The sequence below is a fragment of the Mesorhizobium sp. M4B.F.Ca.ET.017.02.2.1 genome, assembly GCF_003998955.1.
Lineage (GTDB): Bacteria > Pseudomonadota > Alphaproteobacteria > Rhizobiales > Rhizobiaceae > Mesorhizobium > Mesorhizobium abyssinicae.
This window is the reverse complement of the sequence record NZ_RZOF01000192.1, coordinates 1-11,907: the sequence shown is the minus strand read 5'-3', so window position 1 is coordinate 11,907 and position 11,907 is coordinate 1. Positions and strand designations below refer to the sequence as shown.

Below are 11,907 nucleotides of genomic sequence, written 5' to 3'. Positions count from 1 at the left end.
CCTCCGGACTGGGCAGCTCCTCGCCGGCCAACGTCATCATTCTGCCGGCTCTGTTCGAAGACGAGGTCAAGGCCGTCATCGAACTCGCATCATTCGGCGAGTTCCGCGACACGCACCAATCGTTTCTCAATCAGCTGATGGAGTCCGTCGGCATCGTTCTCAACACCATAGCGGCGACGATGCGGACCGAGGGCCTGCTCAAGCAATCGCAGCTGCTGACGTCCGAATTGCAGGCCCGCCAGACCGAACTGACTAAAAAGCAGGAGGAACTGCACGCCACGAACGAGGAGCTTCAGGAAAAGGCTCAGCTTCTGGAGAACGAGAAGAAGCAGGTCGAAAACAAGAATCTCGAGATCGAGATGGCACGGCGGGCGCTTGAGGAGAAGGCTGAGCAGCTTGCGCTCACTTCAAAGTACAAGTCCGAGTTCCTTGCCAACATGAGCCATGAGCTCAGAACGCCGCTCAATTCGCTGCTGATCCTTTCCAACCTGCTCGCCACCAACCAGCAAGGCAACCTCAACGACAAGCAGGTGGAGTTTGCGCGCACCATAAATTCGGCCGGCACGGACCTTCTCAGTCTCATCAACGATATCCTCGATTTGTCGAAGATCGAGTCGGGTACGGTCTCGATCGACATCAATGACATGCCGGTCGCGCATCTGCGCCAGCATATGGAACGCACGTTCCGCCAGCTCGCCGCCGACAAGGGACTTGGCTTTGCCATAAAGGTCGACCCGGCTCTTCCCGAGACCGTGCGTACCGACGAAAAACGCCTGCAGCAGATCGTCCTCAACCTGCTGTCAAATGCCTTCAAGTTCACGTCCGGAGGTCAAGTCAGCCTGAATTTCCGGCTCGAGAAAACTGCACGCCGCAACGGCGCCAGACAGTCCGCCAGGGCCCTGGCCATTGCGGTGACCGACACCGGCATCGGCATTCCGGAAGACAAGCAGAAACTGATTTTCGAGGCTTTCCAGCAGGCGGACGGTACGACCAGCCGCAAGTACGGAGGAACCGGTCTGGGGCTCTCGATCAGCCGTGAGATCGCCCGTCTGCTTGGCGGTGAACTCAGGGTTGAAAGCACTCCGGGCAAAGGATCGACCTTCACGCTCGTCATTCCGATCGACGGTCCAAGGACTACGGCCGCGACGCAGCCGGAATTGCTTCCGGCCACCGAAGCGATTGCCACGACCGCAGCGCCCACCGGTCTGCCGTCTGCGGAATTGATGGACGACCGCGACGCCATTTCGGCGGAAGACAGGGTGGTTTTGATCGTTGAGGATGATCCGACCTTCGGCGGCCTGCTGCTGGGCCTGGCACGATCGGCCGGGCTGAAAGGTGTCCTGTCGACTGCCGGGTCCGGAACCTTGGCCTTGGCCCGCAAGCTGGTTCCGGACGCGATCACGCTGGATCTCGGGCTGGCGGACATCGATGGATGGGTGCTCTTTGACCTGCTGCGCCATGATCCGAAGACCACCGGCATTCCTATCCATGTGATCTCTGGCGCGGACGACATCGAAGGCCTGGCCACCAAGGGCGCATCGAGCATTTCCACCAAGCCCGTGTCGTCCGACGAACTGATGAAGGTGTTTCAGGATATTCATTCGAGAAAGCTTCGTGTCCAGCGCCGGGTGCTTGTCGCAGACGCCGATCCGGAGCGTCGCCTTTCGCTGGTCGAAACCATCCGGGATGGGGTCACCTCGGTCACTGCAATCGGTCGCGCGGCGACTGCAGATGACATTGACCTGGCCGCGTACGATGCCGTGGTTCTCGGTCTTGGAAGGTCTGCCAAGGACAACGCCCAGGCGCTCGATGAGCTTACCAACCAGCTTTCAGACGGGCTGCCGCCGCTTCTGTTCTTTGCCCCTCACTCCGACGCCATCGAACAGGTGCTGGCGCTCAATCCGGCTTGGATCGATGTCCCGCGGGCCGAGAATTTTGCTCAGTTGGCTCTCCACATATCGGCAACACTCCCAGGAGGATTGCGCGAGGACAATGGGGCAGGGCCCGGGCAAGCTGAGAACAGGTCAAACATCGCTGGCGCAAAAGTGCTGATCGTCGATGACGATATCCGAAACATCTACTCGCTGACGAGCGTTCTCGAGACCTACGACATCGAAGTTCTCCATGCCGAGCGGGGCCGAGACGGGATAGCGTTGCTGGAGGAGAACTCCGACGTCGACGCAGCCTTGATCGATATCATGATGCCCGAGATGGACGGCTACGAGACGATGAGGAGAATCCGCAATACGCCCGCCATAGCTCACATTCCACTGATATCGGTGACGGCAAAGGCAATGAAAGGCGATCGGCAGAAGTGCCTGGAAGCCGGCGCGTCCGACTATATAGCAAAGCCCGTCGATCTCGACCTTCTCATGGCGTTGCTCCGGGTCTGGATCGGTCGTTCCAGAGCGAGGGTCGAGACCTCGCAAAATCTGCTCATGTCCGTGAACTGACAGGTGCCCGATGCAAAAGCTGTCGCCTATCCGTTCGAAAAAAATGGAAATCGTGCAGCCGACCGACAGCCCTGCCAAAGCACGCATCCTCGCCGTCGACGATGACGAACGAAATCTGTTGGCGATTGACGAACTCCTCTCTCCGCTGGCGGAGGTCGTCACGGTGCAATCCGGTGAAGAGGCGCTGCGCTGCCTGTTGAAGGAGGATTTCGCCGTCATCCTGCTGGACGTTCTGATGCCGGGTCTCGACGGTTATGAAACAGCCGCGCTGATCCGCCAACGCGAGCAGTCCAAGCGAACGCCTCTCATCTTCCTCACGGCCATCAACAAGGAAGACGCTCATATGCTGCGCGGTTACGACGCCGGCGCGGTAGACTATGTGTTCAAGCCATTCGACCCGGTCATGCTGCGATCCAAAGTGGCCGTATTTGTCGAGCTTCACGAGAAGACGCTCGAAATCCAGCGAAATGCCATTGCCGAGCAGGCGCTGCTGGCGAAGGCCCTGCAGGCCGAAAAACAGAAGCTTGAAGCCGAGCGATCGCTCCGCACCGCGGAGGAGCGACAGGAAGCCATTCTTGGATCATTGCCCGTCTGCTTTCACGCGAGGGCCGCCGAGCCGCCTTTTGCAGCTCGTTTTGTCACCAAAGGTGTCGAACGTCTGACGGGATTTCCTCCCGAGCGACTGACATCCGATCCACGTTTTGGCCTGAGCCGGGTGCACCCGGACGATTTGCCCAAAGTGCGGGAAGCATTGCTGGCGGCAAAAGCAACAGGCTCCTACACATGCGAGTTCCGCTGGCAGTGCGCCGACGGCAAATATCGCATCTTTCTGGACCAGGGCGTCGTGTCGAAAGGTGCCGACGGGCGCCGTCCCGAAATCCTTGGCACCTTGCTCGACATAACAGAGCGCCGTGAGCTCGAAAATCAACTCCTGAAAACTCAGCTCCTGGACGCGATTGGAAAACTCACCGGAGGGCTGGCCCACGACTTCAACAACCTGCTCGCTGCGATTCTAAGCGGGCTAGGTCTGCTCGAGCGGCATGCCACGCTCGACAATCAGGGGAAGCAGATCGTTGAATTGACCCGCCGCTCCGCCAAACAAGGCGCTGAGCTTGTCACGCGCATGCTCGCCTTTTCACGGCGACAGAACCTGAGGCCTGCCGCGGTCCGTCTTGCGGCGCTGGGGGACACGATGAACGGGCTGGTGGCACCGGTACTGGGAGGCTTGATCCGGTTTGAATGGATGGTCGACAACTCAGTTTGGCCCGCTCATGTCGACGTCGGCCAACTGGAGCTGGCTTTGATGAACCTGGTTTTCAATGCGCGCGATGCCATGGCCTCCGGGGGAACAATTACAGTGCACGCACAGAACCGGACGATCACAGCAGCATCGGAAGATTTGACAGCGGGAGACTACGTCGTCCTTACGGTCAAGGACACCGGCGCAGGCATCCCCCCGGATGTTCTGGCAAGGGTCGTCGAACCCTTTTTCACCACAAAACCGCTCGGCAAGGGGACCGGCTTGGGCCTCAGCACCGTCGACGGCTTCATGAAGCAATCCGGTGGTTCACTCCGCATTATCAGCGCCGTCGGCCGCGGGACATCGATGGAGCTTTGGTTGCCTCGTTCGGCAGAGTTGCCGGCAGATAATGCGGCCGAGTTCGACGCGGAGCCGGTGATGGGCGAGGCTGAAAAGGCGCTTCCGTCCCTGCTTTTGATCGACGACAGCAGCAGCCTGCGGCAACTGACAGCAGAATCTCTTCGGCAACGCGGCTTCGCAGTCACCTGTGCTGCAGGTGGTGCCGAAGCACTGGCGATTATCGAACGGACACCCCACGACTTCGACGTCATTGTCACGGATTTCGCCATGCCTCTCGTGTCGGGCGTCGAGGTAATTCGCTTTGCGCGCAACCTGCGCTCGAATTGGCCAGCGGTGATGATAACGGGATACGCCGACGCCGACGCTATCGCAAACCGTCCTCCGGATGTTCCATTGGTCAACAAGCCCTTTCGCGAAAAGGACCTCATAGAGAACATCCTGCGCGTCAACGCTGCCTACGCGATCAGCTGATAGCAAGCCAGCGTCCACAGCTATGGTGCGTGCACCACACCGGTTGGGGTCCGCTCGCTTCAGTCTGAGGTCGTCATGTCGTTCATGGAGCATCAGTGCGACTTTTCCGCCAGCATCATGGCCACAGTTTTGCAGGTAGGATAGCAACGCTGGCGACGAGGCTGGAAGCCGCAACTGGCCGAAGCGAAGGAAACGATCGATGAAATCCGCGAACGGAATTGCCGAGGTGAGCCGACTGAAAATCGGCTTTGTGCTCGCGCGTTCGTTCACCCTTTCAGCCTTCGCCCTGTTCGTCGATACGCTGCGTCTGGCCAGTGACGAGGCGGACCGGTCGGGCCGCATTTTTGCCGATTGGCAGGTTCTGGCCAGCACTCGGCACCTGATCACCTCCAGCTGCGGCGTGCAGGTCGCGCCGACATCGGATCTCGTGGACCCAAATCTGTTCGACTATATCGTCATCGTCGGCGGGCTGTTGAACACCGAGTTCCCGGTCGACGACGAGACGGTCCGCTATCTCAAGAAGGCAGCCGCCAGCAAAGTGCCGTTGATCGGTGTCTGCACGGGGACCTTCGTGCTTGCGGACGCCGGCCTGATGAAGTTCCACCGGACCTGCGTCAGCTGGCTGCACTACCAGGCATTCCGCCAGCGTTTCCCGGATCACGAAGTCAGGTCGGACCGCATCTTCAACCTCGATCGGACCAGGGGATCGTGCGCCGGCGGCAGCAGCGCGGCGGACATGGCCGCATCGATCGTGAGGCGTCACATCAGCGAACGCGCCGAGAGAAACGCGCTCGAGGTCCTGCAGATCGACAAGGCGCGCCCGGCCTTGCACATCCAGCCGCGCCGGCCGCTCTCGATCGAATGCAACGATCCGCGGCTTCAGGCGGCGCTGATTGCGATGGAAAACCATATCGAGAATACAATCTCGATATCCGAGATCGCGGCATCGGTTGGATTGTCGCGAAGGCAGCTGGAACGCTTGTTCATGGAGAACACGAAAACCTCCCCGGCGCTCGTCTACAAGAAGGTGCGCCTCGAGCGGGCAAAGCAGCTTCTCCTCGAGACCAGCGTGCCGATGCTCGACATCGCCATCGAAGTCGGCTTCGAGAACGCGTCGCATTTCTCCAGGGTTTTCCGGGAGACATTTGGAATGCCGCCGAGCAAATTGAGATCGGCAGTTGCCGGCGGCACGAGCCTTGTCGATAGATAGACTCGTGCCACCAGGCGCAGCAGTGCGGCGAGTGACGGCGTCAGGTCACATGTTGCTGCAAGGTCGGATCGGCGGTCGTGGCTTGAACGGAAGAGGCTGGCGCCGGAGGGGAACGTCGGCGAGCGACGACCGGATGGGTTTGACGGCAGCAGTGGGTTGAGCGGCGGCTACACGCCTGGCGAGCAGCCCCGCCGACATTGCGGCGAGCTTGGATGCGATACTCAAGGACGACTCCTCCCAGGAGAACTCCAGCACATCCCAATCTACCACGCCCGCCGCCGCGCCCGCAGTTACATTTGCTAATCCAGGGAGGATTCGGTCAACCGGTGCGAAGTCTTTCCGTTCTGGCGGACTCAATCTTCCTCAGCCGTGCCTTGGCCTCGCTCACGCGCCGCTGCGCGCCTCTGATCCTGCAGCACAGGGCCAAATTGACGGCAACGTTGCCGTCACCATCCAGGAGTTCTTCCGCCCGTTCCAAGGCCAGTTCCGCTCGGCCGGCACGCTGCCTCGCCTTGTCCATTTCCAAGCTGTAAATTTCAACCATCTTTCCGCTCGCGTTGCGGTCCCTTCAAGATCGAAACCAGTGCCGATTGGATTGGTTCCGACACGGCGCGCGACAGCTTGTCACAATGCGGGGCGCGTTTAACCGGGAAGCCGGTGGTACCGTTGGCTAGGATCGTCAGGTCGTTTGATGGGCGCCCGGCAGGAGCACTAGCTTTCCCGCCTGGAAGCCTCCTGCAGCCGCAAATTGCCTGGCAACGCTTGCGAACCCGTCCTTTCGGAAACTTCTTCCGGTATCTTTTGTGCAGCAGTCGAAACAGTCGTATCCTGTCCCGCCGCGACGGTCGCGGACGAAGCATGAAGGTCTCGATGGGCGAGCAAAATCCACGTTCTTCGCGGGAGCGCATGACGATCCTCGGCGATGTCGAGGCGGCATCCTTTGTTCCGTGGATCGAGCGTCATGCCGCCAAGCTCGGGCTCGCGCAGGCAATATGCGCTGCCGGTCCCGACCGGATCGAACTCGACATTGCCGGTCCGGCCGAACTCATCGACATGATGGAGATGGGGTGCTCCCTTGGACCAATCGATGTCTGGGTCGAGGCCATCCGCCGGGCGCCGATCGAGAGCGAATCGGGCTAGGTTTGCAGCCGCTTGCGAAGCGGCGTGCACCTTTTTTAGGCATTATTGCCAGTGAGGAAATGTTGTGCAAACGTAACCGGGCTTATTAGCATGTCCTTGACCGCGAAGCCGCGCTCGGGAAGATGCTGGTGTCGTTTGAAAGTTGATGCATGCCGCCCTATCCGACCGGCTCATGGATGCCTGTTGCCCTCTCCGCGGACCTGGCGGCGGGAACCGTAATGCCGGCGCAATCCCCAGCCGGACCGGTTGCCCTTTGGCGAAGCCGTTCCGGCCGTGCGGCGGCCTTCGCCGACAGATGCCCGCATCGCGGCATGCGGCTTTCCCATGGCTTCGTGCGCGGTGAGACCCTGTCCTGCATCTACCACGGCTGGGGCTATGCCCAGGCGGGAAACTGCCTGCGCATTCCGGCCCATCCGGCACTGACGCCACCGGACACGATCCGTGTCGCGACGCAGCCCGTCGAGGATGGCGGCGGCATCATATGGATTTCCGTAGGCGAGCCCGCCGCCGGGCCGCCCCGGTTCGAGGGCCTTGCTCCGCTGCGCTCGATGATGGTGGAAGCGGACATCGCGGCGCTGGAGGCGGTCGCGGGCACCAAGGCCGACGGAGACCTGCTCGACTACGCCGGGAATGCCCCGACCATCCGCCTGCTGCTTGCTCCGCAAGGGCAAGCGCGGACGCTGGTGCATGTTCTGGTGGCCGAGGGCAGCAGTCAGGCCGAGCGTATCGCCGCATCGAGAGCCGCCGAGGCGCTGCGGCGGGCGGCCGAGGATATTGCGCACGGTGGGATCGCCCGATGACCCGCAACGCGATGATCGACGAATGGTATCCGGTCGGCATTGCCGGCCAGCTTGATGCGCACGGGCGCAAGACGGCCCTCATGGGCGAGCCGATCGAGGTGGGGCGCGGCGAAGATGGGAACGCGAAGGTCACCGGCGCCAACGGACGTGCCCTGCCGGCCTGCATCCGCTACGGCCATGTCTGGTCGTCGCTCGGCGACCCGCAAAAGCCGCTGTTTGCGATCCCCGAGGCCGATCAGCCGGGCCGCCGGCTCGTCGATGTCGGGGTGGTGCGTGTGCGCTGCTCGCCGCTGCGCGCGGTCGAGAACTTCCTCGACATCGCGCATTTTCCGTTCGTGCACACCGACATATTGGGGGCCGAACCGCACACCGAGGTGCAGAACTACAAGGTCGAGATCCGGGAGGACGAAGACGAGGTTTGGGCGACCCAGGTGAAGTTCTATCAGCCACAGGCCGCCAAGTCGGCGGAAGGCGGCATAACAACCGAATACATGTATCGCGTGCCCGCGCCGACCTGCTCGATCCTCTACAAGACATGCCCGCCGCGCCCGGGTGAATGGGACGTCATCACGCTTTTCGTGCAGCCGCTTGCCGAGGACCTGTGCGACGTCTGGCCATGGATGGCGCTGTTCGACGACGAAACGCCGATGACGGACCTGATCCATTTCCAGCAGACGATCTTCGTCCAGGACCGGTCGATCCTCGAAAACCAGATTCCGGGGCTGCTGCCGCTGGATCCCGGCATGGAGATCCCGACGCGAGCGGACCTCACCTCGGTTGCCTACCGGCGCTGGCTGAAACGTCATGGCTACACCTACGGCGCGCAACTGGTGGCGCAATGAAGCTCTTCGACTACGTGCTTTCGCCGAGCTGCTACAAGGTGCGCCTCATGGCTGCGCTGACCGGGGTGACGCTCGACATCCGCCCTGTCGACTTCCATCCCGGTGTCGAGCATCGCGGTCCTGAGCTCATGGCGCTGAACCCGGCGGGTTCGATCCCGATCCTGGAAGATGGCGATCTCGTCCTGACCGAATCCTCGGCCATGCTGGTCTACCTCGCCGCCAAGGCGGCGCCGCAATGGCTGGGCAACGATACGGCCGGGCAGGCGGCGCGCGTCCAGCAATGGCTTTCCTTCTCGCACCGGCTGACCGCCAGCCTGGGGGCCGCGCGCCTGCACGAGATGCTGCTGCGTCCGGGCAATATTGCTGTCCTCCAAGGGCAGGGGACAGCGGCCCTGCGGGAGCTGGAGGCTGGCCTTGTCGAACAGCAGATCCGCGGCCAGCGCTTCCTTGCATCCGACCGGCCGACGATCGCCGACATCGCCTGCTTTCCTTATGTGGCGCTCGCGCCGGACGGCGGCGTTTCGCTCGATCCCTATCCCGCGATCCGGCTCTGGTCGCGGGCGATCCGCGCCATCGATGGCTTCATCGAGATGCCGGGCATCCACCGGCTGCACGAGTTGAAACCCGAGCCCGTCCCAGAAGTCGGCGAGGCCTGACGTGGCTGGCTATTTGCTGAAGAACTGCGCTGCAGTCATCGTCGACGAGGGCAACGGCCCTGACGTCCGGCGCAATGTCGATGTCCTGACCGATGGCCCGGCGATACGGGCCATCGGCGAGGGCCTCGACAAGGCGGAGCTGCCCGCCGGGACCGTCGCGCGCGACGCCGCCGGCTGGTTCGTCTATCCCGGCCTCGTCAACACCCATCACCACTTCTTCCAGTGTTTCGTCCGCAACCGCGCCGATCTGGACTGGACGAAGCTGTCGGTCATCGAATGGCTCGACCGCATCTATCCCGTTTTCTCGCGGCTGACCGAGGAATGCTTCTACCACGCATCGGTGACCGCGATGGCCGAGTTGATAAAGCACGGCTGCACGACGGCATTCGACCATCAGTATTGTTTTCCGCGGCATGCCGGCAAACGGCTGATCGACCGGCAGTTCGAGGCCGCCGAACTCCTCGGCATGCGCTTCCATGCCGGACGCGGCGGCAACACGCTGCCGAAATCGCAAGGCTCGACCATCCCCGACGCCATGCTGGAAACGACGGACGAGTTCATCGCCGACTGTGCCCGGCTGATCGACGCCTATCATGACGCCGGTCCTTTCAGCATGCGCCAGCTCGTCGTCGCGCCCTGCCAGCCGGTCAACTGCTATCGCGAGACCTTCGTGGAATCGGTGGCGCTGGCGCGCGACCGCGGGGTGCGCATGCATACCCATGTCGGCGAGGGCGAAAGCCCGGTCATCGAAGCCCGTCACGGCATGCGCACGGTGGACTATTGCACCGAGATCGGCTTCTGCGGGCCGGATGCCTTCTATGCCCATTGCTGGGAACTGACCCACGACGAGCTGCGCAAGATGGCCGCGAGCGGCACCGGCGTCGCGCACTGCCCGGAGCCGGTCTATCTCGTCGGCGCCGAGATTACCGACATCCCGGCGATGTCGGCCTTCGGGCTCAATGTGGGGCTGGGCTGCGACGGTGCCGCCTCGAACGACAATTCCAACCTGATGCACTGCATCCATTCCGCCTACATGCTGCAATGCCTGGCGGCATCGACACGGCGCCATCCGGTTCCGCCGCCGGCCGATTTTCTCGGCTATGCGACGACCGGGGGCGCGGCGCTGCTCGGGCGCCGCGACATCGGCAGGCTGGCGCCCGGCATGGCCGCCGACCTTTTCGCCATCGACACGCGGCGCATGGACTATGTCGGCACCAGGCACGATCCGCTGAGCCTGCTGGCCAAGGTCGGCATCGGCGCGCCCACCGACATGACCATGATCAACGGCCGCATCGTCTGGGCCAAGGGCGAATTCCCGGGGCTCGACGAGGCCCGGCTTTTCGCGCAAGCCGAGGCGGCGCTCGCCACGGTGGAATTCTAGCAACCAAAACAAGGGGAACCGACATGCTGACAAATCTTACCCGCAGAACATTGATGAAGGGCGCGGCCGCCACCGGGCTGGCCGCAACGCTGGGCGGCCGGGCGCTTGCAGCCGACGAACCTCTGGGCATCGTGCTGGTGGTCCCGTCGCCGGTCGGCGATGTCGGCTGGGGCCGGGCGCTTGCCGACGGGCTCGAGCCGGTGAAGGCGGCCTATGGCGACAAGGTGAAGGTGACCATCATCGAGAACATACAGGAAGGACCCGACGCCGACCGGATCATGAACAAGGCGATCGCCGACGGGAACAAGTTCCTGATCGCCGGCTCCTTCGGCTACCAGAACGGCGCCCTGCAGATCGCGCGCCGCAATCCGGACGTCACCGTTCTGCATGCCTCCGGTTTCCAGGTGGCGCCGAACTTCTCGCCCTTCGCGGCCCAATATTCCCAGGGCACCTACCTGATGGGCATGGCGGCAGCCGCGCTTTCGAAGACCGGCAAGCTCGGCTCGGTTTCCGCCTTCGCCATTCCCGAGCTGATCACTTCGATCAACGCGTTCACGCTCGGAGCGCAGGCGGTGAAGCCCGATGTCGAGGTTTCGGTCGTATGGGTGAACTCCTGGTTCGATCCGGCCAAGGAGCAGGAGGCCGCCAAGGCGCTGCTGGCGCAGAAATGCGACGTGATCTTCTCCAACGCGCAGGACACGCCCTCGGTCATTTCGGCCTGCGAGGAGGCCGGCGTCCCCGCCTTCAATCTCAACTCGTCGATGAAGAAATACGCGCCAAAAACCTATCTCGGCTGTGTTGCGACCGACTGGTCGCCCTTCTTCAAGGCCTCCGTCGACGCCCACATCGCCGGCAACTTCAAGGGCGCCAACGCTTTCCTGGGTGTCGGCGACAAGGTTGTCGAGGTTGTCGACTGGAACCCGGGCATCCCGGCCGACATGATGACCAGGATCAAGGAGGTCGAAGCCAAGATCGCCGCCGGCAGCTTCTCGCCCTTTGCCGGTCCGATCGCCAAGGCCGATGGGAGCGAGGGCGTCCCCGCCGGCAAGACGATGACCGAGGCCGAGATCGTGGCCATGGACTGGCACGTCAAGGGTGTCACCACGCCGCTGCCCAAGTGACCATGACCGTCCCGCTCCTGTCGCTGCGCGGCATCTCCAAGAGCTACGGCCAGATCCATGCCAATCGAGACATCGATCTGGACGTGGCTCCGCGCTCGATCCACGCGATCCTTGGCGAAAACGGAGCGGGCAAGTCGACCCTGATGAAGCTGATCTACGGCGTCGAGCAGCCCGACGCTGGAACGGTGATCTGGAAAGGCGAACCCCTGGCCCTCGCTTCCCCCGCGGATGCG

The 11,907-nt window shown here is 62.5% G+C and carries 11 protein-coding genes; 10 read left to right on the top strand and 1 reads right to left on the bottom strand.

Translation table 11 applies throughout. The annotated features are described in order from the left end of the window. From EN738_RS21305 to EN738_RS21295, 3 genes are all read left to right on the top strand, one after another. Positions 1–2,453: response regulator (locus tag EN738_RS21305; protein WP_127285437.1), on the top strand; the 2,453-nt coding region annotated here is incomplete at its 5' end. Positions 2,454–2,463: 10 nt separating this feature from the next. Next, on the top strand, positions 2,464–4,524 hold the full coding sequence (locus EN738_RS21300) for a response regulator (RefSeq protein ID WP_127285436.1): 2,061 nt from the start codon (positions 2,464–2,466) through the stop codon (positions 4,522–4,524). Between the two features lie 199 nt (positions 4,525–4,723). After that, a complete protein-coding gene (locus tag EN738_RS21295) occupies positions 4,724–5,734 on the top strand; it encodes a GlxA family transcriptional regulator (RefSeq protein WP_127285435.1) in 1,011 nt (336 codons plus the stop codon). A gap of 319 nt (positions 5,735–6,053) precedes the next feature. Here the strand turns inward: EN738_RS21295 and EN738_RS21290 are convergent, their stop codons facing one another. Next, positions 6,054–6,278 carry a hypothetical protein gene (locus EN738_RS21290; RefSeq protein ID WP_127285434.1) on the bottom strand — a complete coding sequence of 75 codons (225 nt, stop codon included), beginning with the start codon at positions 6,276–6,278 and terminating at the stop codon, positions 6,054–6,056. 362 nt (positions 6,279–6,640) lie between these two features. Here EN738_RS21290 and EN738_RS21285 point away from each other — a divergent pair, with 362 nt between their 5' ends. From EN738_RS21285 to EN738_RS21255, 7 genes are all read left to right on the top strand, one after another. Then, the gene (locus EN738_RS21285; protein WP_127285433.1) at positions 6,641–6,874 is read left to right on the top strand and encodes an acylphosphatase; all 234 of its coding nucleotides are present in this window, start codon (positions 6,641–6,643) and stop codon (positions 6,872–6,874) included. 149 nt (positions 6,875–7,023) lie between these two features. Beyond that, entirely contained in the window at positions 7,024–7,674 is a 651-nt protein-coding gene (locus EN738_RS21280) for a Rieske 2Fe-2S domain-containing protein (protein WP_127285432.1), read from the top strand. Next, positions 7,671–8,516 carry an aromatic ring-hydroxylating dioxygenase subunit alpha gene (locus tag EN738_RS21275; protein WP_127285431.1) on the top strand — a complete coding sequence of 282 codons (846 nt, stop codon included), beginning with the start codon at positions 7,671–7,673 and terminating at the stop codon, positions 8,514–8,516. The genes EN738_RS21280 and EN738_RS21275 overlap by 4 nt, the downstream gene beginning before the upstream one ends. Then, entirely contained in the window at positions 8,513–9,172 is a 660-nt protein-coding gene (locus EN738_RS21270) for a glutathione S-transferase family protein (protein WP_127285430.1), read from the top strand. Before EN738_RS21275 ends, EN738_RS21270 begins: the two co-directional genes overlap by 4 nt. Before the next feature lies 1 nt (position 9,173). After that, on the top strand, positions 9,174–10,553 hold the full coding sequence (locus EN738_RS21265) for an amidohydrolase (protein WP_127285429.1): 1,380 nt from the start codon (positions 9,174–9,176) through the stop codon (positions 10,551–10,553). Positions 10,554–10,579: 26 nt separating this feature from the next. Further along, positions 10,580–11,674: a BMP family ABC transporter substrate-binding protein gene (locus EN738_RS21260; protein WP_189340614.1), complete on the top strand. Its 1,095-nt coding sequence runs from the start codon at positions 10,580–10,582 to the stop codon at positions 11,672–11,674. 2 nt (positions 11,675–11,676) lie between these two features. Then, positions 11,677–11,907 (top strand): ATP-binding cassette domain-containing protein (locus tag EN738_RS21255; RefSeq protein ID WP_127285427.1); only part of this gene is annotated, 231 nt, incomplete at its 3' end.

Bases quoted from the DNA above. Each gene is read 5' to 3' on its own strand.
- EN738_RS21300 (WP_127285436.1), top strand. From the start codon at position 2,464: ATGCAAAAGCTGTCGCCTATCCGTTCGAAAAAAATGGAAATCGTGCAG.
- EN738_RS21295 (WP_127285435.1), top strand. From the start codon at position 4,724: ATGAAATCCGCGAACGGAATTGCCGAGGTGAGCCGACTGAAAATCGGC.
- EN738_RS21290 (WP_127285434.1), bottom strand. From the start codon at position 6,278: ATGGTTGAAATTTACAGCTTGGAAATGGACAAGGCGAGGCAGCGTGCC.
- EN738_RS21285 (WP_127285433.1), top strand. From the start codon at position 6,641: ATGACGATCCTCGGCGATGTCGAGGCGGCATCCTTTGTTCCGTGGATC.
- EN738_RS21280 (WP_127285432.1), top strand. From the start codon at position 7,024: ATGCCGCCCTATCCGACCGGCTCATGGATGCCTGTTGCCCTCTCCGCG.
- EN738_RS21275 (WP_127285431.1), top strand. From the start codon at position 7,671: ATGACCCGCAACGCGATGATCGACGAATGGTATCCGGTCGGCATTGCC.
- EN738_RS21270 (WP_127285430.1), top strand. From the start codon at position 8,513: ATGAAGCTCTTCGACTACGTGCTTTCGCCGAGCTGCTACAAGGTGCGC.